A 26,664-nucleotide genomic window follows, 5' to 3' on the forward strand; every position below is an offset into this window, starting at 1 on the left:
TTATCGGATTTTCAGAAGAGGAGTTTAGTTTTTAATTGTCAAAAGCCACTTTCTTCTATATTATTAAACTATGGACATGATTATTCTTTTCTTAACCGGTATCTGTATTGGTATGGCAAACGTAATCCCTGGCGTTTCTGGAGGAACTCTTGCCGTTGTATTTGGTATCTACGACCGTTTTATTAATGCAATTACTTACAATGTAAAAAAACTCTGGGCAAATAAACGTTTTGTCGGCCCTCTTTTGAGCGGAATGGCTCTGGGAGTTTTACTTTTCAGTAAACTGATTACAGTTTTGTACGAAAATTTCCCGGTTCAGACAAACTTCTTCTTTACAGGTTTGATTTTAGGAAGCCTTCCAATGATTTTTGCAAGTACCTTCCGCCACAGCGAGGAGAACAAACTTACAGCCGGAAAAACAATCGGAATCATAATCTGTGCCGCAGCAGGACTTGCAGCCCTCTTGTACTTTTCTTATCTTGAAGGAAGAGTAGACGGTGCAACTCCAGATATGAGTGCAGCCCTTCCAGAAATCACCTTTAAGCTTGCAATGCGAATCTTTATTGCAGGATATATCGGAGCTATTGCAATGGTAATTCCTGGCATTTCAGGTTCTCTCTTAATGTTGATTCTTGGTGTTTACACAATTGTAATGAAGAGTATTCCTGCTCTTTTTAATCCAAATGAATTCTTTCACGCCCTATTCCTGCTTTTGCCAAACGGAATTGGAGTTTTACTGGGACTTATCTGCGGTGCTAAACTTGTAGCATGGCTTTTGAAAAAAGCGCCTAACCATACTTACGGTGTAATTTTTGGTCTTCTTCTTGGATCGGCTGTAAATCTATTCCCGGGCTTTAGTGGAATTCATAATGCGGGTCAGGCAATCGCCTGCGCCCTGTGCCTAATTCTTGGAGCCTGCATGGCTTACTTCAGTGGTAAGCTTGCGCCTGAGGCTAAATAATCTTATCTACTTATCTTTATGTGCCTGCTGGAAATCCAGAATTTTTCGGAAGGCACTGCCCTCTTTTGCCAGTTCTTTTGAACCGCGGGTAATCTTACAAAGGGACATTCCGAATTTCTTTGCAATCTCGCGCTGGGTAGTTCCCTTATCAAGTTCTTTTACTAAAAGCCAGCGGTTTGCAAAATCCTTGAGCTCCGGCGGGGTAAAAAGGCATTTAAAAAATTCATAAATAAACTGTTCGTCTTCTGCCTGCTTAAGAATATGGCAGAGTTCTTTTACAGTCTGATCAATTACTTCATCAGTATTTTCTTTTTCAACTTCGTTACTATTCACAAGTACATTATACTATGGAAGATGTAAGGGTTCAATAAAAACTTAAAACAGATTTGTAAGTAAAATTGACGCGAGGGAGTGGAGCGTGGGGCAAAAAAAACTTAGTTTAAAAAAACAGCTACCAGTCGAGTTATGGCTTTCAAAACCGAGTTTATCTGAAAAAGGTCTTCTTTTTCAGATAATACCTACACTGCTGATTGTTGCAAAGTAACTATATTCTTGACCGCTCTCGCGGTCACAACAATCAGAGTGTTTTTGAAATCCACAACTCTCCTTAGCGCTTTTTTTTCAGATTAAGTCAGTTATAACCCTTAGTCTTCCATAGCCTTGTATTTAGCAAAGTCGGCAAGCATTTCAGGATCTTTTTTAGTATCGAAAAGACTTACGACTACTGTTGCAACAAGACAAACTACAAAGGCAGGAACAATTTCGTACAAGTCAAAGATTCCGCCATGCATATAATGCCAGAATACATCAGTCACACCACCAAGGATAAGACCGCAGATTGCACCACGGGCTGTAGTTCCCTTCCAGTAGAGAGCCAGAAGAACCAGCGGTCCGAAGGTTCCACCAAATCCTGACCAGGCAAATGATACAAGACCAAAAATTGAAGAATTAGGATTCATTGAAAGGAAAAGAGCTATCAGAGCAATAATGAATACTGTAAAGCGGCTGATATTCAAAACATCCTTTTCATCTGCATCCTTTTTAACAAGTCCCTTATAAATATCCTGACTTACGGCACTTGAAGCTGCAAGAAGCTGAGAGTCAGCAGTAGACATTGAAGCAGCAAGAATTGCACAAAGGAAGATTCCGGCAATAAAGGCTGGATACATATTCTGCATTGTCATACTGAATACAGTTTCTGCATCACCAAAAGTTGAAACACCTTCAATTGTTGCCCAAGATTCAGCACCAAGAATTGTTCCGTGGTTCAAAAGATATGCTGTTCCCAAAGTACCGATTAAGAAAGTTCCTACATAAGAAATAATCATCCATAGAGTTCCGATGCGGCGAGCCTTTTTTACTTCTGCATTTGAGCGGATTCCCATAAAGCGAACGATAATATGAGGCATACCAAAGTATCCCAAGCCCCATGCAAGAGCAGAAATAATAGACTTAAGGGAGAAAGAAGCGTTTGCTGTAAAGGCAGAGCGCAATTTATCACCAAAGTTTCCAGCTACTGCCTGAGCATCAAAGTTCTGAACAGCCTGATAAGCTGATGCAGGGCCGCCCAAAGCAATTACTGCGATGATTGAAGAAACAACAAAGGCAACAAAAATCAAAGTTCCCTGAATAAAGTCTGTTGTACAAACGGCTGTATAACCACCTGTAATTGTGTAACAGAGAATTACTACAAGACCAATTGCAAGACCTGCATGATAAGGAATACCGAATACAGAATTAAAGAGTTTTGCACATGCAACAAAGCCGGAAGCAGTATAAATAGTAAAGAAAAGCACGATGAAGAAAACTGATACAATAGAAAGAATGTGAGTTCTGTCCTTAAAACGGTTAGAAAGGAATTCTGGAATTGTAATTGAATCACCAAAAGAAATAGAACATTTGCGCAGAGGTTTTGCAACAAAAAGCCAGTTCAGATAAGTACCGACAATAAGACCAAGCGCAGTCCAGAAGGTTTCTTTAACACCGCCAAGATAGCAGAGTCCCGGTAAACCCATCAAAAGCCATGCAGAAGAATCAGATGCCTCTGCACTCAAAGCTGTTACCCAAGGGCCAACTTTTCTTCCGCCCAAAAAGAAGTCAGAAGAGCTTGAGTTTTTGTTTGCATAACGCAAACCGATGTAAATCATCAAACCCAGATAAATGATAAATGCAAGATTTTTTGCAAGAAATTGAGGAGTCATAATCACACCTTTTTATTAATATAATTTGTATGATTATACAAAATTAACGTATAAAAATGCAATTGCATTTTTTTCTTCCATTTATCAGCTTTTATTATTATATTAATAGAAGATTTTTATATTCGAGGTTTTTAGAATGAGCGAATGCAGCCATGACTGCGGATCTTGCAGTGAAAAATGCGAAAAACGTGACTTCCATGTAAATCTTCATAAGGGAAGCAGCGTAAAAAAAGTAATTGGTATTGTAAGCGGCAAAGGCGGAGTTGGAAAATCTCTGGTAACAAGCCTTCTTGCCAGCCGTGTAAATAAAGACGGATTTAAGACTGCAATTCTTGATGCAGATATTACAGGTCCTTCAATTCCAGAAAGCTTCGGACTTGGTGACAAACGTGCCGAAGCTGTTGAGGGCGAAGATGCTCTCAATCCTGTTGTTACAGATTCTGGAATTCAGCTTATGAGTATGAACTTCCTTCTTGCAAACGAAACTGATCCTGTAATCTGGCGTGGTCCTGTAATTGCAGGGGCTGTAAAACAGTTCTGGACAGACGTTATCTGGAAGGATGTAGACTTTATGTTCGTAGATATGCCACCAGGAACCGGAGACGTTCCTCTTACAGTTTTCCAGTCTCTTCCTGTAGACGGCATTATCGTAGTTTCTTCTCCACAGCAGCTTGTTCGCGTAATCGTAGAAAAAGCTGTAAACATGGCAAACATGATGAACATTCCTATTCTGGGTCTTGTAGAAAACATGAGCTATGTAAAATGCCCTGACTGCGGAAAAGAAATTACTGTATTTGGAAAATCAAATATTGATAAAATTGCTCAGGAATTCAATCTTCCTGTTCTTGCACGTCTTCCAATGGAAGAAAAAGTTTCTCAGGCAGTAGATGCAGGTGATATTGAAAGTCTGGTTAGTCCGGAACTTTCGGACGCCGCTGCTAAAGTGGAAAGTTTGTTGAAATAGGCAGATTTAAATAAAAAAACAGGCTGTGGGACGCAGGCGGAAATTAGGGGGGAACCCGTGAGGGGGTGGTACCCTGATTTACGCCGTCGCTGGGACCCGCAGCCTGTTTTTTTTGGAAATTGGCATATTACGAAAAAAACTCCCGGCACTTTGCAGCACCGGGAGCTTTCTCTTACTCAAGCATCAATTACAATGAAGCGTGACAAGTACGAGCGATAACGTCGTCCTGCTGCTCTTTAGTAAGGTTGATGAAGCGTACAGCGTATCCAGATACACGAACTGTGAAGTTAGCATACTCAGGTTTTTCTGGGTGAGCCTGGCAGTCCTTAAGTTTTTCAACACCGAATACGTTTACGTTCAAGTGGTGAGCACCTGTGTGACCAGAATCTGGTCCCATATCAAAGTAACCGTCAAGAACGTTTACAAGGTTTTCAACCTGTTCAGCCTTATCGTGTCCCAAAGCAGATGGGTTGATAGTCTGTGTATTTGAAATACCGTCCAAAGCGTAGTGGTATGGAAGCTTTGCAACAGAGTTCAAAGACTTGATAAGACCTTTTGTTTCTGCACCGTAAGATGGGTTAGCACCTGGTGAGAATGGAGCGCCAGCTGGGCGTCCGTTAGGAAGAGCACCTGTAGCCTTACCGTATACAACGTTAGAAGTAATTGTAAGGATAGAAGTTGTAGGCTCAGAGTTGCGGTATGTTGGGTGACGTTTAATCATTCCAACGAATGTCTTCAAAAGCCATACTGCAATTTCGTCTGCGCGGTCATCATCCTGTCCGTAGCGTGGGAAGTCACCTTCAACTGTAAAGTCTTTTACCAAAGTTACAGTGTCGATTACATTTCCAGCCTTGTCTTTTACTTCTACCTTTTCGCGGTTAACCTTAACTTTTGCATATTTCATTGCAGAAAGTGAGTCAACTACGTGAGAGAAGCCTGCGATACCAGTAGCGAATGTACGTTTGATATCTGTATCTTCCAAAGCAAGTTCAGCTGCTTCGTAGTAGTATTTATCGTGCATGTAGTGGATTGCGTTCAAAACGTTTACATAAACGTCAGCAAGCCATTCGAGCATTGCAAGGTATTTCTTTTCAACTTCTTTGTAGTTAGAAGCATCAATAACGTCTGCTGTGATTGGAGCGTATTCTGGACCAATCTGCATACCCTTCTTAAGACCTTCATCTTTACCACCGTTGAAAGCGTAAAGCAAAGCTTTTGCAAGGTTAGCGCGAGCTCCGAAGAACTGCATTTCCTTACCAGTCTGTGTAGCAGATACACAGCAGCAGATTGAGTAGTCATCACCCCAGATTGGGCGCATAACATCATCGTTTTCGTACTGAACTGAAGATGTATCAATAGAAATCTTAGCACAGTATTTGCGGAATGCTTCTGGCAATCTCTTAGAGTAAAGGATTGTCAAGTTAGGCTCTGGAGAAGGGCCCATGTTTTCCAATGTATGGAGGAAGCGGAAGTCGTTCTTTGTTACGTGTGAGCGGCCATCCTGTCCAAGTCCACCTACTTCCAGAGTAGCCCAGATTGGGTCACCAGAGAAAAGCTGGTTGTAAGATTCGATACGAGCAAAGCGTACCATGCGGAGCTTCATTACCAGGTGGTCAATGAGTTCCTGAGCTTCTTCTTCTGTAAGTTTTCCAGCAGCCATATCGCGGCTGATGTAGATGTCGAGGAATGTTGATACACGACCAACAGACATAGCAGCACCGTTCTGAGTTTTGATAGCTGCAAGGTAACCAAAGTAAAGCCACTGTACAGCTTCGCGTGCGTTAGCAGCTGGTTTAGAAATATCAAAACCATACAAAGCAGCCATTTCTTTCATGCCTTTAAGAGCATTAATCTGGTCTGTTACTTCTTCACGGCGGCGGCAAACGTCTTCGCTCATTGTACCATCACCGATGTTAGCAAAGTCTTCCTGCTTGTATTTGATAAGCTGGTCGATACCATAAAGAGCAACACGGCGGTAGTCACCTACGATACGTCCGCGGCCATAAGTATCAGGCAAACCTGTCAAGATGTGAGCAGAGCGAACTGCGCGGTGCTCTGGAGTGTAGATATCAAATACACCCTGGTTATGTGTTTTGTGATATTCTGTAAAGATTTTTTTGAGTTCTGGATCAACTTCGTAACCGTACATTTCGCAAGACTGTACAGCCATGTTGATTCCACCATAAGGCATAAAAGCACGTTTCAAAGGTTTATCAGTCTGAAGACCAACTACCTTTTCAAGGTCTTTTCCTTCTGGGCAGATATATGCAGCGCCGTAAGCTGTAAGGCTTGTTACAACTTTTGTTTCAAGGTCAAGAACACCAGTTCTCTGTTTTCCATCTTTACCGATAGAAACCTTGTTGTGTTCTTCTTTCTGAAGCTTCTGAAGTTCAGCAAAAAGTTTTTCTGTAGCCTTTGTAGGGCCTGCAAGGAATTTTTCATCACCATCATAAGGTGTGTAGTTATTCTGAATAAAGTCACGAACGTTTACTTCTTCTGTCCAAAGACGTCCCTTGAATCCTTCCCATTCTGGTCTTAAAGTCATATAAACCTCTTTTCACCGGTACCTTTACCGGCAGATATATTTACAAACTGGCGCCCAACTTTACGCTTCCCCATGGAAGAGCAAAATACGCGGAAAAACTTTCCCTAGCGTCATTCTGTTACATATTAATACTTTTAACACTAGATGTAAACACCTACAATGTGTATTTCTCCCCAGCCTTTACAATCTCCACTTCCGGAAAGCCGTTTTCGTGAAGGTGATTTTTGAAAAATTCCTGAGCTTCTTTTTCGCCGTGCACCAGGAATATTTTCTTAAGGCGGCTGGTATCAATTCCCTTCAGCCATTCAGTCATTTCTCCGTAATCAGCATGGGCAGAGAAGGCATTCATAAGCTCAACCTTAGCTTCAACCTTGTACTTGTCACCAAGAATCATTACCTCTTCTTCCCCGTCACGGATTTTTCGGCCAAGAGTATTTTCTGCCATGTAACCTACAATCATTACCGTGTTGCGCGGGTTTGAAATGTCATTTGCAAGGTGGTAGAGAACACGGCCTGCTTCACACATACCGTCAGCAGTAATGATAATCATAGGGCCTTCTTTCTTATTCAGCGCCTTAGATTCTTCAATGCTGGTTGTGTAGGTCAAATCACCAAATCCGAATGGATTTTTATGATGCTTCAAGAAGGCTTCGTTTACGCTCTCATCATAACATTCCGGATGAACGCGGAAAACACTAGTAGCATTTACAGCCATAGGCGAATCCACATAAATAGGCACATGAGGAATCTTTTTCTGTTCAATAAGACGGTGCAGGTAATAAACAAGTTCCTGGGCACGTTCAATTGCAAAAGACGGAATGATGATTTTCCCCTTACGCTGGCAGGATTCACGAACCACCCGGATAAGTTCCTTCATAGCAATATCGTGGTCCTGATGAAGTTTATTTCCGTAGGTTGTTTCCATAAAAATGTAATCAGGAGCCGGCATATCCAAAGCCGGATTTCTGATAATAGGCTTACATTTTCGTCCTATATCACCTGTATAAAGAATTCTGGTTTCTTTTTCCGGGTCTTTTTTATTAGGATTTACCGTAATACTGGCAAAGGCCGAGCCCAGAATGTGTCCCGCATCAAAAAATTCCAGCTGCACACCGGGAGCAACCGGCATTCTTCGGTTATAGGAAACCCCAACAATCTGATTGGCAACTGCAATACAGTCTTCCTCACTGTAAAGCGGCTTCCATTTAAATTTTTCGCCTTTTTTGGCTGCCTGCTTTGCAAGGAATTCCGCATCGCGGGCTTGAATACGGGCACTATCCATTAAAACTAAATTTGCAATATCTCGGGTGGCAGGGGTTGCATAAATATTTCCCTCATAACCTCTTTTTGCAAGAACCGGAAGCAGTCCGCAATGGTCAAAATGCCCGTGAGTCAGAATAACGGCATCAAGGTCATCTACATCAAAATCAAAATTGCGGTTCTTTTCATCAGATTCCTTACGTTTACCCTGAAAGGCTCCGCAGTCAATCATAATGTAACGGTCATCCAGTTGAAGTATATGTTTAGATCCTGTAACTTCTTCTGCAGCTCCAAGTGAAAATGATTTAATATCCATGTAAGACCTCCAAAGGTGCAGTTTCTTCTATTATATAGCGCAAATTCGCTGCGGGCAAATTTTATTCAAAGAGAGAATCTATCTCGGCCTTGTAGATTTCTGCAATACGGAAACGCATCATTTCAAGCTTGGCACTCAATTCTACGCCTGCTTCAAAGGATTTTGGAAGAAGCTTAAATTTGAAGATTTTCTCGCAAAGACGGAAACCGTTAGCAGCAGTAATCTTTTCGTTGATAATTCCCTGAATCAGTTCTGTAACTTCAGGCAGAGTAAGAAGATTTTCGTAGCTGGTATAAGCAAGATTATTTTCAGAAGCAAAGGCTATAAGGGCATCTTTTACAGGCACAATCAAAGCGCCCAGATATTTTTTATCCTGGCCGGTAACCATAATGCTTTCTATATAATTACTTTCCAAAAGGGCCGACTCGATTATTACAGGCTCAACATTTTCTCCGTCAAGAAGAACGATCGTATCTTTTGCCCGTCCTGTAATCTTGATTTCGTTATCAAGAGTCATCATGCCAAGGTCACCGGTATTAAGCCAGCCGGCTCGATCAAGCACCTTTTCTGTAAGATCTGGACGCTTGTAATAGCCCTTCATAACCTGAGGGGAACGAAGTACAATAAGCCCCTGTCTTCCAGGTCCAAGATGCTCCATACTTACAATACTGCCATGCTCTTCTGCAACAATGCGCACTTCCATTGTAGGAAAAATAACTCCAACAACTCCAGGGCGGGGATGGCGGTAATCGCGGAAGGAAACTACAGGAGCAGTCTCACTCATTCCGTAGCCTTCAAGAAGATTCAGGCCGATTGCCCGGTAAAAATCATCTATATCTTTCTGAAGGGCACCACCACCGGAAATTGCAATATTAATTCTGCCGCCCATTTTTGCCCGGATTTTTCTGAAAACCAGAATATCGCCTAGTTTATGAAGCGGCCATAAAAGAATCCAGGGAATAAAACCGATTATAGAGTCCAGAAGACGACAGCGTTTTTTAAACTGAGGAATATTACCAAAAACATAATCCCTCATTTTTGCATAAAGAGAACCAGCCCCTATAAAGAAGTTAAAGAGTTTAAGGGTAAGTCCGCCTGTCTTTTTCATAGTGCGGATAACACCGCTTGCAAGGGCTTCCCAAAGTCGTGGAACGCCGCAAATCCATTGAGGACGGATAACTGCCATATCCGGAAGAAGGACAGGAGCGGCGGGTTTTGAATAGGCAAGACCGCACTTCATATGAACGGCAACATACTGAATCAAACGTTCAAAAACATGCCATACAGGAAGAATTGTCATCCACCAGTCGCCCTGCTTACAGGTAATAAAATCATGAATTACAGAAAGCTGGCTGATGTAATTATTATGAGTGAGCATAACGCCCTTTGGAGTGCCGGTTGTTCCCGAAGTAAATATCATTGTTGCAACATCATCCGGGGAAGTGGCTTCCATTTCGGCTTCAATCTCAGCCTTTTTTGCATCAGGACTTTCCCCAACAATCTCCAGTCCCTTTTTCATCAGGTCTTCAAAGTAAAAGACAGTAAGGCCTGCTTCAGAGGCACGAGACTCCCCTTCCTGACTCATGTGGTCAAACAAAATTACAGTTTTAAGGAGGGGAACTTCTTCTATTTTTTCAAGGATTTTTCCAAGCTGCTTTTCATTTTCAAAAACGCCGGTTACGCAGTCGGCAAAGGAAGTGATAAAACGCATTTCTGTTCCCATAGAATCGCAGCCGCGGGGAACATCAGCAGCGCCAAGACACAAAATTGCATAGTCCATGATAAACCACTCGCGGCGGTTATCGGACATAAGGGCAATGTTATCGCCCCGCTTTACCCCGATTGAGCGCAGGGCATGAGCAAAGGCGATTACAGAATCATAAAACTGAGCATAAGTGTAATACTGGTATACTCCGTTTTTATCTTTAGCGGCCTGAAGATAAACCTCAGGACATTCTGCCACCCTCGCTTTTAAAAGCAAGGGAAGATTCTTAGGAAGAGTGCGTTTTGTAAACTTCATAAGAAAATTATAAGGCAGACTCTGTGATTTAACAAATTAAAACTGAATCTTCTTCCCAAGATACAGAATAGTCCAAAAGTTTGCAGTCGCCGCCGGAAAGGTCAGGGGCTTCTTCCAGGTAAACTTTCTTTAAATCCTGCATAGGATAAATTTCCAGTTCAAGCTTTGTAAAATCAATATTGTGCTTCAGATAACGCTTTAGGCCTATATCCCAGCTGAGTTTAGTATCCATAAAGAAGTGATCATCAAGCAGCATCTTTTTACCGTCTACAAGACCGTAAAGGCGGGCCTTATCCCCTAGATAATTAAGCTTTACAAAACAGTCTCTGGAAGCCTTTTTCTTAAGTTGATTAACAGGCTCAGAAAGATCCAGGCTGTAAATAGTCTTATCAGGGCTGCTTTCTTTTTCCTTTACAACAAGATTTGCACTGAAATTTTCAGCAACGCGCTCATAACAGGCAAATTCAACAGCAGGCATATCTTCCGCAAGATTTTTGTTCAGACTGCCACTTTTCTTAAAGCCGTCAGGAAGATTTTTAAGTTCAGGGTAAGCGTAAACTTTTGCATTCCCCTGGCTGATAAGATGAACTTTTCCATTTTCATCAGTAAATACGCCGCCTTCAGAAATCAGAAGACTTCCGTCAGCAAGCTTCCAGGAGTTCAAGGCATCTTCCCGGCTCAGAACAAGGTTTTTTGCCTTAGTAGAATCTGATTCATTTTCGAACTGGAAGAAATCCCTGCCGGCTTTCTGATTTTTACGGGCATAGAATACAGTTACACCGTCTGAAAGCTTGCAAAGTGGAGTTACCATTGCAGTCTTAACTTTTACTCCGCTAAATTCCATATTAAATGGAAGGAAGAAGTAATCTTTATTTTCTACATCCATTTCTGGGAATACAGTTCCGTCTGGAGCAGTAATCTTACAGTTTTTGTGCTCAGCCATATCATAAAGGCGGACGTAGTTATTTACAAAAAGATAGCCTTTTTTTCCGTCAGTGCGGAAAGAATAGCGCAGGTCTTTTGTGTTATCCGGCTGGCTAGGATTTTCTGATGGAATATCAGCAGCAAGGCCACAGAACTCCTCGCCAAAATCGTGAACAAAACTTGAATAGAGTTTAATTTCGCGCAGAGTGTCGCTCATCTGACCGTATTCACGGATTGGAGCACGGAAGTCATAATTCTTTTCCGGTAAATCATTCAGATAGCCGGTAGCCTTAGATTCCTGCAAAGTTGTAAGTTTTCCGTCCGGGTTTGTGCCGCCGTGGTACATATAATAGCCTAAGAGATTACAGCCGCTTCCCATCTTAGAAAGAGTCATAGCACCAACGTCTTCTGAACGGGCAATTGTACGTCTGTGGGCAGTTACCTGAAGTCCGCCGCCAAGTTCTGCCGTAAGATAAGGGAACTTAGAAGCATCAAAAGTAATTCCATAACCAAGACCGTGATCACTTCCAATATTGTGGTCGTTACGTTCGTAAGTAAATACAAAGTTTCCGCTCGGCTCAATTTTTGTTACACGCTGATCCCAGGGAGCATCGCAGTAGCCGCCCATTACAGGAAGCATTCCGCCGGTTCTTGCCCCACCCCAGCCGGTTGCAGTGTACAAAGGCACATTAAAGCCTTCTTCTTTTGCAATCTGCTGAAGACGTTTCATATGCTGGTCACCGCTTTCGTCAGAAAGACCTCCGCAGTGGCCGTATTCATTTTCAATCTGCACGCCAATAATTACGTTGTCGTCTTTATCAGGGGCACAAATGAAATCCTTAGACTCCTGATAGAGTCTTGCATACCATTTGCGGACAGTTTCAAAATAGCGTTCGTCATTTTCGCGCAATGGAAAATCTTTTTTCAAAAGCCAGTCAGGGAAGCCGCCGTTTCTAGCCTCTGCATGACTCCAGGGTCCAATTCTGAGCAGAAGCTTTACATCACAATCGCGGCAGGCCTGTAAAAATCCGTGCAGATCACGGTCGCCGGTAAAATCATACTGGCCTTCAATTTCTTCGTGATGAATCCAGATTGTGTAAGCCGAAACAATATCAACTCCGCCGGCTTTCATCTTGTTCAGAGACTCACGCCAGTACTCGTGAGGATAGCGCGAATAGTGAATTTCTCCCATAACCGGGAACCAGCGTTTTCCATTACGGAAAAGCGACCTTTCATCAAAAGTGTATGCAGACATAAAAACCCCTGACGGATTTTTTTCAGCAAAGATCCGTCTATTTATTAAGAAAATTATTCTTATTTATGATAAGTTTTGCGACTGCCGGACAAGCCGGCAGTCTATAAGAAAACTTACTCTTTTACAGCTGCGCCGCCAAAGCTTGTAATCATTGTTTTCTGAGTGAAAAGGAAGAAGATTACAAACGGAATTACGACAATCAGCGAACCGGAAGCAAAGGTTGTGAACTCATTCTTCTTATCTGTTACAAAGCTGAAGAGTCCAAGAGCAAGAGTCTGTTTTTCCGGCGAACGAAGAACCATCTTAGGGAAGATAAAGTCCATCCATGGGCCGATAAAACTTGTAAGTGCAAGGAAGGTAATAATCGGGCGTGTAATAGGAAGGATAATCTGAACAAAAGTACGAAGGTTTGAAGCACCATCAATTCGGGCAGCTTCATCAAGGTTCTTTGAAACAGTATCCATATAGTTCTTTACAAGCCAGGTGTTGTAAGGAATATTTCCAGCAGTATAAACCAGAACAAGACCCCACAAAGTATCCATTCCACCAATTCGCAAAAGAATTACGTAAATCGCAATCATACCAACGAAAGAAGGGAAAATCTGCAGAATAAGCAGAGCCATCATCATTGATTTTTTGAAAGCAAACTTAAAACGGCTGAAAACATAAGCACTTAAAGAAGCAGTAATTACAGTCAAAACTGAAGTCCAGAAAGCAATAAAGAGAGTGTTAAAGAACCAGTGAATATAATCTGTCTTAAAGAGCAGATGCTTAAAATGCTTAAGAGTAAAACCATCAGCAAAAGGAACAATACTCATAGAAGCCATACTGTTTCCAGGAGCAAAAGAACCGCTGACAACATAAACAAGAGGATAAATAACAAGGAATGAAATAATCGCAAAAATAAAATAAATTACGCCTTTGTTAATTTTATCTGTTAACTGATTACCAACTTCTTTCATTAGACTTCTCCTTCCTTATAGGCTTTTGTATTTCTGAAGTTGAAAATTGCAAATGGAGCAAGAACAATAAAGATCATTACTGCAATTACCGAAGCATAATTGTACTTCATCAATGTGATAGTCAACTTATAAATCCATGAAACAAGGATATCTGTACCGCCGGCAAGAGTTGTTGTTGAATCAGGAACTGTAGGTGCACCACCAGTAAGGAAGAAGATAGCACCAAAGTTGTTTATGTTATGAGCAAAACTCATGATGATAAGCGGCATTGTCTGGTACAAAACCAGAGGCAAAGTAATCTTTCTGAAAATCTGAGTTTTATTTGCACCGTCAATTCGGGCAGCCTCATACATATCTTCAGAAATGGCAGTCATTGTTCCCATAGAAAGCAGCATAAAGTAACCAAAACCAGCCCAGAGGTTTACAAGCACACAGGTAAACTGAGCCATAGTTGCGGTTCCAAGCCATGGAATTGTCTTATCAGGAGCAAGAAGGCCGATAGCCTGCAAGGTTCTGTTGATAGTACCAAAAGTTCCGTTCAAAAGATTCTTCCAAACAAGAAGACTTACTACACCAGGAACGGCATAAGGAAGAATAAAAATAAAACGGAAATAAGGAGCAATTTTTACATCAATTTCTCTAAGCTGAACTGCAACAATCAAACCGCCGAAGTAGCAGGTAAAGGTTGAAAGCACAGCCCAGATAAAAGTCCAGGCAGCAACACGGGCAAAACCTTTTGACCAGGTTGCATTACCACCCATAAGATCGTGGAAGTTCTGGAAACCAACCCAGTCCACAGTATTTGAAGGCGGAATATTATTAGGAGCTGAATAGTTAGTAAATGCAACGCAGACAGAGAAAATGAGCGGAACAATTACAAAAACTACAACTATAATGAAACTTGGAGCCAGACCAAAAATCGGGAATGACTTACCAAATGTTGTATTCAAATGTTCTTTTTGATTACCAAAGTAACCTTTTCGGCAATATTCTTTGTACTCTTTTGATGCACTTTTTACAGAAAGCACGTAAACAATAACAAACATTGCAACAACTGCAAGCATCAAAATACCGTCAATCAGCATGAAGACAGAATTGTCACGCAATTTAATAGGTAAATCATGCTGAGGAGTACCTAAAGTTACAAGATTTACAAGTTTTTTGATTGTATTAGGCAGATATGCAATAAAAGCTAACTCACATAAAGCAAAAAAGATGCCTTTTACAAAATCATGAAGGAAAATAAGATGGGAAAGTCCCATAAACAAGGATGCAGTCACTTTAATTTTAAGACCGGAACTGCCATCTTTCGGTAATTCTTTTGACATCAGCGTCCCCCAAAAAGAATTCTGAAAAAATCCGGGACCAGAAAACCTAGTCCCGGATATCATAAAGTTTCAGGCAAACTTATTTGCCAAGAATTGTTTTGTTACAAGCATCAAGTTCAGCTTTAATGTTAGCACCTTCCCAGATGTTTACAGAAGCTGCATTCATAGCTTCCCAGTACAAGCCCATTTCTGGAATAGATGGCATTGGGAATGCATAGTTGAGCTGTTCCATAAATCCGCCAAGGTAAGGGCTTGAAACTTCAACATTTACAGAAGGAACTGTTCCTGTAAGTTCAAAGCGGAGTTTCTGCATTTCTGGAGTAAGAAGGAATTCAGCAAATGCTTCAGCTTCTTCCGGATGTTCTGTATAAGCAGAAACGAACATAGCACGTGTTCCAGAGAATGATGAACAAGGTTTTGATTCACCAGGAAGTGAAGGAAGAGCCTTAACACCAAAGTTTACACCAGCATCTTCAAATGGTCTGATGTTCCAGAGACCTGTGATATGCATAGCAGCATTTCCAGCAGCAAAGTTAGAGTCACAAGTAGAAGTATTCAAGTCAGCAGCAGGAATGTTGATAGATTTTCTGAGAGACTGGAAGAAAGTCATACCTTTTACAGAAGCATCAGAGTTGATGTTTGTAGAAGTTGTATCTGTACCTGTAGGTCCAAAGAGGCGGTTTCCTTCAGCTGTTGTAAATACGATTGAGTAGTAAGCGTTTCCTACATCCATTACAAAGCCCTGTTTTCCAGGATTCTTAGCATTGAAGTCTTTTGCAAAGGCTGCAATTCCTTCCCAAGTTGTAGGAACATCTTTTTCAGCAACGAGATCTTTATTATAGAAGAGAGCATATGTTTCTGCAGAAACAGGGTAACCGTACATTTTTCCGCCGTATGTAAGGGCTGTAGAACAAGCACCCAAAACCTGCTTTTTAACTGCATCTGGATTTTTTGTTGGAAGTACGTGACCACCAGTTACCAAAGTACCAAGTCTGTCGTGTGGAGCTGCAAACAAATCAGGTCCTACTCCAGCAGGTCCGTCAAGTGCAATCTGAGTAACTGCATCACCAAGTTCAACGTTTACAAACTTAACTGTAACATTAGGGTTCTTCTTTGTGAAAGCTTCTCCAGCCTGTTTAATGAACTCATCAGGACCATTTGTTGATTCCCAAACTGTAAGTTCTACTTTTTTACCAGAAGCTTTCTTGCCACCACAAGAAGTCAAAGCCAATCCAGCAACTGCAAGGCAGGCAGCTGCTCCCCAAATCTTTTTGTTCATAAAAATCCTCCTATTTAAGAACAAGTCGGGCTTTTGCCCAAAATCAGCATTTTTTTTTAGTTCTAAAAATATCATACAATGTTAATCAACACGTGTCAATTTTTATTTTACTCAAAAACAATGCTTTTTTAACTTCTTGTATTCTATCACGGTTTAGTTTTGCGGTAAACTAAAATTTTTCAAAAATAGAGAATTTTTTCTATGTGCTATTAAATAATCAGAATATGCTGTAAAATGCCCCTTACATGAAAACATATTTTTTTGAAACATACGGCTGTGAAATGAATATTGCAGAATCTGCAGCCGTAGAACAGCTTTTAATCGCCCGCGGCTGGACTGTAGCAAAATCAGCACAGGTTGCAGACATGGCAATCATCAATACCTGTTCAGTACGCGAAACTGCCGAAAACCGCATTATGGGTCGTCTTGGCTGGTTCAACGGACTTAAAGCTGTCCGCGCTAAAAAACTTGGCGCAAAAACAAAAATGCTGGACGAAGCCGTAGAATACGTAAAAGACGGGGCAAAACCACTTACAATCGTAGTTATGGGCTGTATGGCAGAACGCCTTTTGAAAAGCTTCCAGAAAGATTTCCCTTTTATTGATTACGTCGTTGGAACTTACGCAAAACATCATTTTTCAGAAATTATCAGCGCTGTGGAAGAAGGCAGAAAACCTTTTGAAGTTGACGACAGCGAGCTTTACAAATTTGCAAGCGTTTCCGCCGAGCCTGGTGCCTTCTCTACCTTTGTGCCTATTATGCACGGCTGCAACAACTTCTGTACTTACTGCATTGTTCCTTACGTCCGCGGTCGGGAAATCAGCCGCCCTGTTAGTGAGATTTTGCGCGAGCTTGATATTTTGAACGGCTACGGGGTAAAGGAAATTACACTGATTGGACAAAACGTTAACTCATATAAAGATGGTGATACAAATTTTGCAGGGCTCCTTCAGATAATTGCAGATCACCTGCGCGAAACAAAATCCGGCATTCAGTGGGTTCGCTTTATGTCCTCACATCCAAAAGATTTTACAGATGACGTAATCGACGTAATTGCAAAGGAAGAGGTAATCTGCCGCCATATTCACCTGCCGGTTCAGCACGGCTCCACTGCAGTTCTTAAAGCAATGAACCGACGCTACACCCGCGAGCAGTATTTAGATTTGGTTAGCCGCATTAAGGCAAGAATCCCTGACGTTTCTTTAACAACCGACATTATGATGGGCTTTCCTGGAGAAACTGAGCAGGACGTAGAAGATACCCTGGATTTAATGCGCCAGGTAAAATACGAAAGCGCCATGATGTACTACTACAACCCTCGCGAAGGAACACCTGCTGCAAAAATGGAACAGCTGCCGGAACAGGTTCGTAAAGACAGACTACAGCGTGTAATTGATTTGCAGCTTGAACACACTCACGAGCAGATGATTAAGCGCGTTGGCAGTGTAATGAAGGTGCTTGTAGAAAGCATAAGCCGCGACGACAAGACTGAACTGCTTGGTCAGACAGAGCAGCACGAAAAGGTTGCCTTTAAGGCAGAGCGTTCGCTTATCGGGCATTTTGTAAATGTGAAAATTACAGAGCTTAGCGGAAATACGTTTAGAGGTACTTTAATTTAGTAGAACTGTAAAATAAACGTTCCCGCGCTCCACATTTATTTTACATCCTCCCATATTTCAGGGGCCACACCTAAAGTTGTAATAATACCTGGAATATTAGATTCCCGCTTATCGCTCTTCTTCACCGCACGGATCAAAATGTTCTTCGGCGTATGCTCAATATCAATGAACTCCATAAGCTGCACGCTGTAGCCCTGCGCTTCCAGCCACTGGCCGCGAAGGGCATCGGTAAGCAGGGCAGAAAAACGTTCACGCACTAAACCGTATTTTAAGAGAGGCGCAAAATCACTTTCCTTAAGGTCAGCTTTTTTATCTGCCGAAAGATTTTGCAGCTGGGTGTTTATCTGGTGCTGGCAGCAGGGTACGCTTAAAATTGCCTTAGCCCCGCGCTGGCAGGCATATTCAAGGGCAAAGTCGGTTGCGGTATCACAGGCGTGGAGAGTAATTACAATATCCGGGGCATTTTTTCCAGAATAATCAGAAATGTTTCCTGTATGGAAAATCAGGTTTTCAAGTCCCAGCTTTTTGGTAATCTGATTACAGTAATCAATTACGTCTTTTTTTAGATCCAGACCTTCAATATCACAAGGAATATGGCGAACCTGAGTCAAAAAATAATGAACAGCAAAAGTAAGGTAGGATTTTCCGCAGCCAAAGTCTGCAATACGAACAGGAGAAGAATCCTTTTTCTGAGCCATCACTTCATCTAAAACATCATCAACGAATTCCAGAAAGCGGTTTATCTGGCGGAACTTGTCATATTTTGCAGCAATCACCTTTCCCTGCGCGTTCATAATTCCCAAAAGTTCAAGAAATGGTACAGGCACGCCTTCCGGCAAAAGGTAATTTTTCTTTTTTGCGCTGCCGGAATTTTCTGCCGACTTAGCAGGCGCCATTTTTATTGCGGTATTTTTTGTAAGAGTGGTGATTTTTCCTTTCTTATTTGCAAGAATCGTAATTTCCTGAGCTTCTGTTCTCTTAACGCAGGATTTAAAAGTTTTTCCCGCATGCTGGTCTATAAATTCTTCAGCTTCTGCCTCGCTCAAATGCTTATGAAAAACCTGTTTTTCTGTAAAAAATTCGCAGAAATATGTAGTCCCTTCTGCCCCGGACTGAGCGGTAATTTTAATCTTGTTGTACGGCTTTCCTAAAGTTTCTTCTATATTTTTTGCCGGTTTTGATAAAGTGGCTGATATTAGCATTTCACAAGTTTATTAAAAATGATATAATAATTCTATGGCTAAGACTATTGTTTTTGTAAATCAGAAAGGTGGAGTTGGAAAAACAACTTCTGCCATAAACATCGGGGCTTATATTGCTCTTGCCGGAAAAAAAGTACTTCTTGTTGATTTTGACTCTCAGGGTAACATGTCCAGCGGTGTAGGAGTTTCTAAAGATAAACCTACCGTTTATGAACTGCTTGCCGGCCAGGTTGAACCGTCTGAAGCTGTAAAGCACACTCCTGTTGAAAATCTTGATGCAATCAGCGCTTCTATTGACTTGTCTGGTGCTGCAATTGAGCTTGTAGATCAGGAAAACCGCGAATACTTTTTGAAAAATGCGCTTTCTAAACTCAGCCCAAACTATGATTATATTCTGATTGACTGCCCTCCTTCTCTGGGTATTTTAACTTTGAATGGTCTTGCCGCTGCTGATTCAGTTCTGGTTCCAATGCAGTGTGAATATTTTGCTTTGGAAGGAATTACCCTTTTGCTGCAGACTGTAGAAAAGGTTCAGAAGGAAATTAACCCTTCGCTTACAATCGGCGGAATTTTCTTTACCATGTATGATTCACGCACTCGTCTTGCGCAGGATGTTGTAATGCAGGTTAAGTCTTATTTTAAAGACGTTGTATTCAACACTATCATTCCTCGCAATGTTCGTCTTTCAGAAGCTCCATCTCACGGACTTCCTATCTGTAAATACGACCCTTCTTGTGTAGGTGCCCGCAGTTACGAAAAACTTGCAGAAGAGGTGATTAAACGTGGCTAAATCTGGTGGATTAGGAAAAGGGCTTGGTGCGCTTTTAAAGGAAACTTCTTCTGCACCAGCATCTGTTAGTGCAATCGGAGGACTTGCTGCAAAGCCTTCTGCAAATAAAAACATTCCTGACTGTATTGAAGTTGATGACAACGGCGGTCTCTGGATTGACCCTGCCCTTTTAGTTCCGAATCCTCAGCAGCCTCGTGTTGAATTTAATCAGAAACAGCTTGAAGAACTTGCTGAATCTATCCGCGTAAACGGAATTTTACAGCCAATCATTATTGAGCAGGCTGGCGAAAAAGAATTTTACATTATTGCCGGTGAACGCCGAACCCGCGCTTCCCGTCTTGCAGGCCTTACAAAGGTTCCTGTTCAGCTTAGAAAATTTGACGAGCAGCAGAAGCTGGAAATGGCTCTTATTGAGAACATTCAGCGAACTGACTTAAACCCAATAGAAGAAGCAATGGCTTACCGCAATCTTGTTCAAATGAGTGATTTAACTCAGGAAGAAGTTGCAAAACGCGTAGGTAAAGCCCGCACAACAGTTGCAAACTCTATCCGTCTTTTGAACCTGCCGGAAGACATTCAGAAAGCCTTAATCAGCGGTCAGATTACAAGCGGTCATGCCCGTGCCCTTTTAATGGTAAAATCTGATTCAGACATGCGCGTTATGTTCGGAAAGATTCTTGGATCAGGGCTTTCTGTCCGCGAAGCAGAAGCAATGGCAGATAACCTGAACAACGGTGGCCGTGCAAGTGCAACTAAAAAGGTAAAAAAGGCTTCTAAAAAAGACCCTGATGTAGCCCTGTTTGAACAGCAGCTTAAAAATCTTTTTGGTGTCCGCGGAATTACCCTGAACGGTACAATCGACAAGGGCAGCATCGTAATTGAATACAGCTCTAAAAATGATTTTGACCGCATCTGCGATATATTAAAACTTGAAAGCAATTAAAAAAGGGGCTGCGAGCCCCTTTTTTTTTACTTCGCACAACCTTCATCGGCTTTTGAATTTCGGCTTTCTTTGCCTTCAATTTCGTAAAGGCCGGTAATTTTTCCTAACCAGGAATCGATTCTTGAGGTTTTTCCTGTAAAATCCAGACAAATTGTATCTTTCCCAAGATTAATAAAACCTATGTTTGTATCATCCTTACAATGACCTTCAATATATGCAAAGCCTGAAATGTTTCCATTTTTATCAAAAGTTCTGGCAACAACAGTAAGGGTATGTCCTTTAGCTCCGAACTCAGGATTCTCTCTGCAGTCCATACCGATTACCATACCCGGAGTCAGAAAATTCGGGTTACTTAAGTAACTTACCATATCAGCTTTGTTATGCATTACTTCATTACGGGTAACATAATCTATATAGTTTTTATTATTGTTGTAATAATTTATTTCTGCCCTTAGATAATCACTGTCAAAGCCATCACAGATTTTTGTGATATTGGCTTCATCATTTAAGAAAAAGTTTCCAGACCATACAGAGTCTGCAGCAGCCTTATATCCGTTATTTTCTATAGCATTCTTAAAAGCCTTAGCCAAAGGTGAATAATCACTAATCCCGGCATAATTTGCGGCATAGTAATCCATAAGCATACTGACATCAGCACAATCAAAAGAGGTCGGAATATAATAGGAATCACCATAGGCAGCATAAGCCTCTAAGCTGTACAAACTTGCATAAAACATTATGGCGTGAGCATATCTTGCATTTTCTTCATCTGTAGCACTTTTCTTTTCAAGCCCCGAAAAGTCAGAAAAGTTTACAGGATCGCAGGGACAGAAAGAAAACCAGCTGCTTCCACTCTTTGCGGGATCCTGACTTGTAAAGCACTTTAACTCAGGTAAATAAGTGCGGGCAGAAATATTATAGAACAAAAGACCGGCATCCAGAAAAGAATCCGATCCGCTGAAAGACATATTTCCAACAGAATTTAAAGTATTTCCCCAGGTATCATAAACGATAAGGTTTTTACACTCTGAAGCTTCTGAAAAACTTGCACTAAGGTTTCCCTTAAAATCTTTAGCATAACTTTCCAGACTGCCGTTTTCATAAAAAACTGCAAGAGGCTGCCCACAAAGATTTAAAAATGTAGAGGAATATGCCGGCTGAAGAGGGGAACGTATTTTTTCATTTTTGCTGCCACGACTTTCAGAAGGCATTCCACGAGTGGAATTTGCACTGTTATACAAACCGGAAGTATCCGTTCTGATATGGGAAGAAAGCTCTGCATAGGAATCAGAATCCTGCTGAATAAAATTGTTTTCAACACACACCTTTGCAAGACATTCATTTGAAAGTCCGTCATAAAAGTATGTAAAGATCTGCGACCTTTCATTCTGCTCGTAGATTTTTCTTCCAAAATAATCATATTTATACTTGCTTTCGGAAGTCTTTCCATTCTGCAGTTTTTCTGTTCTAACATAGACAGGTTTTAAGGAGTCTTCATATTCAAGAAAGATTCTTACATCCCTTCCTTCAATTTTTGTAAGACAGTTATCATCATTCCAGGAAAAAGACATTCCTTCTGCTGCAGAGTTCGCACCATGCTTTGAAATAAGACGGTTCATCTTGTCATATTCGTAAATAATTTTTCCAAAGGGATTTTGAACAGACCTGATACAACCCTGTGGATTGTAATCATAGGCTTCTTTCCAGGAATACTGCTTCCCGTAAAGCTGGTCAGAATTTCCCGCTGCCTGTAATATTTCATTCAGTTTTTTTACAGCTTCAGCCTCTAAAATTAAATTTACACCGTCAGGACTGTCTGTTTTTAAATACAGGCCGCAGTCTAAAGCTTCCTTCTGGGCAAAAGCTTTTATTTCCTCTGTATAAGGGTAAAGCGTTTCCGTAAGTCTGCCGTTTTTATCATAAAGGTACTGCCTTACTTCAAGATTTTTATTACAGACATATTCTATTCTTCCTTTTTCATCATAAAGAATATAATCCGCAGCAATAAGATTACCCATAGCATCTTTTGTTTCTACAAATTTCTTCTGTCCATGCTCATTGTAAGCTCTACTTTGTACTGTACCATTTGAAAATTTTCGTTTAACTTCCCTTCCAAGAGAATCATAATAAAAACTTACAGCAAAGGAGGGATTATTTGTGCTTATCTTAGAAATATAGCCCTGGGGATTATATTCACAATTGTACTCAAAAGAATTTCCCTTCTTCTGAATGCAGCGGCCATATTCATCATAATAATAATTCACAAGAAAATGATTTTTGGGGTCATAAAATTTTACCATCCGACCACCAGAATCATATTCAAATTCCATATGGCAAGCAGAGGAAGTCACAGACTGGATTTTACCGAGAGCATTTCTTTCTATAATATAATCTGGATTTTTGTGAGTAATTCTGCGATTTAAATAATCATAGAAAAACTCTTCCTCTTTTCCGGAAGACCTTTTTACCTTTGTAAGTTTTCCATTTGCATCGTATCCATAAAAAAGACCTTTTCCAAAAGGATTTGTCTCCCCTACCAGCTGAAAGGCATTATTATATTCAAAGCAGTTTTTTACTCCTTCATTTTCAGCAGTAATTTTTATTCCCCCGGACAAAGGCTCTTCACAAAGAAAAGTAGTTTTTCCTCCGTCATAAGTTTTAATACTTTTGATTCTTCCAGAGTCAGAATATTCTAATTCTGAGAGCGACTGAAAGTGATTTCTATGATTTTTTATCCGGCCATTTGCATCATAGTCCGCTGAAAAAACTGGAAGACCGTTCTTGCTTTCTTTAATAAGGCGGCCACAAACATTGAAGAAAGCTTCTTTTGAATAAACTACTTCTTCAAACAAAGCCCCTCCCTCAGACTTCACCCTGATAAGCTGGTCTGTAAGGTTTCCGCCGGCATCATATTCATAAAGATATTCTTTTACATCATTTTCCAGCACCCGAATACAATTTCCGGCTGCGTCGTATTCATAAAGCTTAGTGCCATTTCCATTAGTAATTTTTACAGGCCGCTTCCAGACATCATAATAAGTTTTTTTATGAAGGGCATTTCCTCTTTTTTCTGAAACAGAAGCAGTTGAATCATCATAAATATAGGAAGTTACAAGGCATTTTGTCCCGGCTGACTGGCTAAGTTCATAATTTATAAGTCTGTTTTTCAAGTCATAAGAATATTTTTCACTTTTTCCAGGCCCGCTTTTCAGAATCAGATTAAAATCAGAATCATAAGTGTAATTTGTTTCAAGACCAAGATAATCTTTATACTGCTTTATACGACCGTCAGAATAATAAAGAAAACTTTCTATATTATTAAGGGCATTCTGATGTTTTACTGAATAAGTTCCATCGCGGTTATAGCTGTATTTTCGTAAATCAAATCGGCCTTTTTTTACAGAATCAATTCTCGAAGCCTTTGTATAAGTATATTCTGTAAAGCTTCCATCCTGAACAGTCTCTTTTATAAGCCGTCCCTTTGAATCATAAAGAAAGGCTTCTTCAGAAAGACCATTCTTTTTAGTAACAAGGGTATTTTTCCCCTGCTTTTTGTAAGAGGCATTATATAAAGTTATTACTTCATCAGAGAGGGCATTCCTGGCAGAAGAGACTCCATCTACCGCATAGCGTTTTTCAGACAGATTTCTTCCGGCACTATCATGAGTAAAGGCTGTTTTTATTCCCTGTCTTGCAGTCCTCTTTTTTCTGATATCCTTAATCCCTGCATGATTCCAGATGATATAGGATTCTAAAAGATCTCCCTTTGTATATTTATATTCAGCAAAGACTACATCATTAAAGTAAACCTTTATTACATTTCCCCTTCCGTCATAAAGACTTTTCTTTTTATATTCAATTCCTGTAGTCAAATCCTTTTGGTCAGCCTCTACTTCGCGGCCTCGTGAATCAAAACGTCGGAAAATCTGTTTTCTGCCATCAACAGTTTCTAGCTGGCTGAATGAATCAGGATAAGAGATTTTTCTTTCCCTGCCATTTTTATCTGAATGAAAAATTACCCTGCATTTATCATCATACTTCCAGATTTCGCTGCAAGTTTTTCCCTCAGCCTTTGAAACCTTTTTTGTAAGAAAGCCATACTGGTTATAAAAATAGTCCGTATACTTCCCATTTTCATCAAGAGTCTTTAATAAGCCCGAGGGATAATAAGTGGAGGAGTTAATTTTTGTCTCATTAAACCAGGTGGCTATTACATTTCCAGAGGAATCATAATCCCAGCGGTTGTAAAAGCCGTCCCGGTCATAGGATTTTTCAACAAAGCCCAGTTCAGTATAGCTAAAGCTTTCTTTCCCACCGTCATCATAAGTAACCTTTGATACCCGGCCTTCTTCATCATAGTGATAAGTACGGTTTTCTTTTGAACCAGTCTCCCGCACAACTTTTCCTTCATCATCTATGGAAAGAAAAATTTCATCTCCATTATCACATTTCTTATAGACAGGAAAGCCCCTTTCATCATATCTGAAAATTTCTGTACCACCATAAAAGGTTTTGTGAAGCATTTCACGCTGGTCAGGCTTGTAGATAAAAAGCTCCTGATTATTTTCTTCATCAGTTACAGATACGCAAACATTTTTAGAAAGAAGAGAATTGTATTCATAGGAAAGACTGATAAACTTTCCGTCTGCCTTTTTTATTCGGGTCAAAAGCCCCTGAGAATCATATTCATACCCGACTAAGATTTCCTTATTATCGCTTACCTGAGCCAGACTGTTTTCCCAATAAATATATTTTGCAGTGCCAGAAACAGGCCCTGAAATCTCTTCTATAACCCCCTTTGCATTACGTTTTACCGTAAGAATTTCTTTTGTAGGCAGTTGAATGGTACCGTCAGATTTTGGCAGCAGATTAAATTCCGTGATATTTCCATTTTTATCTGTTTTACGTTTTAAGATTCCATACTTTGAATAAAAACTCTGATTTCCTTTTTCAAAAAGGACTTTATATCCGCCCTCACAAGATTCGTCATCAGAAATAGAAGAATCGGCCTTTAATCCGAATATCTTGATTTTTTTCGCTGTCAGCTTATCGCAGGCCTTCCACTCTCCTCCTCCGGCATAATAAAACAAAAAGGAATGTCCCTTTTCATCCACAAAATAAAGCTGACTTTTCCCGCCAAAAAACTTTTCCTTTGATGAAAAAGCCCCGTAAGCCGCATAACGGTTTAATTCATCAATTCTTTTATTGTCTTCCTGCAGTTCAAGGATCAAGGCTTTAAATTTTTCATAGTTTTCTTTATCTGACTTTGCTTTTGAAGAGGCTGTATCTATTTCAGAACTTCTTTTTCTTGCACCATATTTACTATTATAAGCGCCTGCCTTTTCGATTATCTCTTTTTCAAGCTTTATGATTTCATCAAGGCGGGCAATGCAGTCAGGAATATCGGCTGGACGGGCCCGGATAATTCTTGTATCAAGGGGACAAAGCCAGTTCTGACCAAAACTTTCGCTTTTTGCCCCCTGAGAAAAAGTTCGGCTTACAAAAAAGCAGGTAATATTATCCCTTGCAGAAAAATCCTCATATTCTGCACAGTAATCTCCGCTTACAATATTTACAGGATCTCCAGCAACTTCCATTTCCCCGTAATTAGAAATCAGCGCTTCATGCCTGGCAACAGCATTATCCAGAGTCGTTCTAAGACTAGTATTTTCTTCAGTTCTATCACTGATTTCCGCCCGGTATTTATCACATTTTGCTTCTGAGGCCTTGTCTCCCTTTGCCAGTTCCGCCGCAAGCGCCTCTTCTGCCTTTTTTATTGCATGCTCATTTCGGCTTATGGCTGCAAGGGTAACCGCAATCTCCGATTCAATCATCTGCTCCTCAGAAATACCAGAAGACGAACTTCCCATTTTATCACCCGGTTGTGTAAAAACAGAGGGGTTTGCATTTACATTGCTGTTAACAGAGCCTGGATTTGTACCAGAAGACGATTCCGAGGAAGTACTGTTTCCCCCTCCTGAACCAGTGCCTCCCCCGCTGGAATTACCACCACCACCTTTGCCTCCCTTCGCATAGAGAGAGGCTGCAAGCATAATCAGACATAAACCAGTAATAATTTTCTTACCTATTTTCAA

General features: G+C 40.8%; 16 protein-coding genes. 5 read left to right on the forward strand and 11 right to left on the reverse strand.

The features are described from left to right. The first annotated feature begins 70 nt into the window (after window positions 1–70). Window positions 71–961 carry a DUF368 domain-containing protein gene (locus tag MSI_RS01760; RefSeq protein ID WP_009103039.1) on the forward strand — a complete coding sequence of 297 codons (891 nt, stop codon included), beginning with the start codon at window positions 71–73 and terminating at the stop codon, window positions 959–961. Window positions 962–967: 6 nt separating this feature from the next. Here the strand turns inward: MSI_RS01760 and MSI_RS01765 are convergent, their stop codons facing one another. Beyond that, complete coding sequence (locus MSI_RS01765) at window positions 968–1,294, reverse strand: Trp family transcriptional regulator (protein WP_009103041.1); 327 nt, start codon at window positions 1,292–1,294, stop codon at window positions 968–970. 311 nt (window positions 1,295–1,605) lie between these two features. Further along, window positions 1,606–3,162, reverse strand: coding sequence for a sodium/proline symporter PutP (gene putP, locus MSI_RS01770; RefSeq protein WP_009103043.1), 1,557 nt, complete (start codon window positions 3,160–3,162; stop codon window positions 1,606–1,608). A 136-nt stretch (window positions 3,163–3,298) separates the two neighbouring features. Here putP and MSI_RS01775 point away from each other — a divergent pair, with 136 nt between their 5' ends. Further along, the gene (locus MSI_RS01775) at window positions 3,299–4,126 is read left to right on the forward strand and encodes an Mrp/NBP35 family ATP-binding protein (RefSeq protein WP_009103044.1); all 828 of its coding nucleotides are present in this window, start codon (window positions 3,299–3,301) and stop codon (window positions 4,124–4,126) included. Between the two features lie 187 nt (window positions 4,127–4,313). Here MSI_RS01775 and pflB read toward each other — a convergent pair whose 3' ends face one another. From pflB to MSI_RS01810, 7 genes are all read right to left on the reverse strand, one after another. Continuing rightward, window positions 4,314–6,671, reverse strand: coding sequence for a formate C-acetyltransferase (gene pflB, locus MSI_RS01780; RefSeq protein ID WP_009103046.1), 2,358 nt, complete (start codon window positions 6,669–6,671; stop codon window positions 4,314–4,316). 154 nt (window positions 6,672–6,825) lie between these two features. After that, on the reverse strand, window positions 6,826–8,247 hold the full coding sequence (locus tag MSI_RS01785; protein WP_009103048.1) for an MBL fold metallo-hydrolase RNA specificity domain-containing protein: 1,422 nt from the start codon (window positions 8,245–8,247) through the stop codon (window positions 6,826–6,828). Window positions 8,248–8,308: 61 nt separating this feature from the next. Beyond that, window positions 8,309–10,267, reverse strand: coding sequence for a long-chain fatty acid--CoA ligase (locus MSI_RS01790; protein WP_009103050.1), 1,959 nt, complete (start codon window positions 10,265–10,267; stop codon window positions 8,309–8,311). 28 nt (window positions 10,268–10,295) lie between these two features. Further along, window positions 10,296–12,446, reverse strand: a complete 2,151-nt coding sequence (locus tag MSI_RS01795; protein ID WP_009103053.1) for a beta-galactosidase — start codon at window positions 12,444–12,446, stop codon at window positions 10,296–10,298. A gap of 113 nt (window positions 12,447–12,559) precedes the next feature. Continuing rightward, window positions 12,560–13,408: a sugar ABC transporter permease gene (locus MSI_RS01800; protein WP_009103055.1), complete on the reverse strand. Its 849-nt coding sequence runs from the start codon at window positions 13,406–13,408 to the stop codon at window positions 12,560–12,562. Next, the gene (locus MSI_RS01805) at window positions 13,408–14,736 is read right to left on the reverse strand and encodes a carbohydrate ABC transporter permease (RefSeq protein WP_009103057.1); all 1,329 of its coding nucleotides are present in this window, start codon (window positions 14,734–14,736) and stop codon (window positions 13,408–13,410) included. The genes MSI_RS01800 and MSI_RS01805 overlap by 1 nt, the downstream gene beginning before the upstream one ends. A gap of 79 nt (window positions 14,737–14,815) precedes the next feature. After that, window positions 14,816–16,015, reverse strand: coding sequence for a maltose ABC transporter substrate-binding protein (locus tag MSI_RS01810; protein WP_009103058.1), 1,200 nt, complete (start codon window positions 16,013–16,015; stop codon window positions 14,816–14,818). A 245-nt stretch (window positions 16,016–16,260) separates the two neighbouring features. On the opposite strand from MSI_RS01810, the gene miaB reads away from it, so the two are divergent. Then, a complete protein-coding gene (gene miaB / locus MSI_RS01815; RefSeq protein WP_009103060.1) occupies window positions 16,261–17,634 on the forward strand; it encodes a tRNA (N6-isopentenyl adenosine(37)-C2)-methylthiotransferase MiaB in 1,374 nt (457 codons plus the stop codon). A 35-nt stretch (window positions 17,635–17,669) separates the two neighbouring features. Here the strand turns inward: miaB and MSI_RS01820 are convergent, their stop codons facing one another. Continuing rightward, window positions 17,670–18,836 (reverse strand): SAM-dependent methyltransferase, encoded by a 1,167-nt coding sequence (locus MSI_RS01820; protein ID WP_009103064.1) that lies wholly within the window; start codon window positions 18,834–18,836, stop codon window positions 17,670–17,672. A gap of 34 nt (window positions 18,837–18,870) precedes the next feature. Here MSI_RS01820 and MSI_RS01825 point away from each other — a divergent pair, with 34 nt between their 5' ends. Together MSI_RS01825 and MSI_RS01830 are read left to right on the forward strand one after the other, a co-directional pair. Next, window positions 18,871–19,626, forward strand: a complete 756-nt coding sequence (locus MSI_RS01825) for a ParA family protein (RefSeq protein ID WP_009103066.1) — start codon at window positions 18,871–18,873, stop codon at window positions 19,624–19,626. Beyond that, window positions 19,619–20,569, forward strand: coding sequence for a ParB/RepB/Spo0J family partition protein (locus MSI_RS01830; protein ID WP_009103068.1), 951 nt, complete (start codon window positions 19,619–19,621; stop codon window positions 20,567–20,569). The genes MSI_RS01825 and MSI_RS01830 overlap by 8 nt, the downstream gene beginning before the upstream one ends. A gap of 26 nt (window positions 20,570–20,595) precedes the next feature. On the opposite strand, the gene MSI_RS01835 is transcribed toward MSI_RS01830, so the two are convergent. After that, window positions 20,596–26,664 carry an RHS repeat-associated core domain-containing protein gene (locus MSI_RS01835; protein ID WP_009103071.1) on the reverse strand — a complete coding sequence of 2,023 codons (6,069 nt, stop codon included), beginning with the start codon at window positions 26,662–26,664 and terminating at the stop codon, window positions 20,596–20,598.

Origin of the sequence: Treponema sp. JC4, assembly GCF_000260795.1 — a bacterium.
Lineage (GTDB): Bacteria > Spirochaetota > Spirochaetia > Treponematales > Treponemataceae > Treponema_D.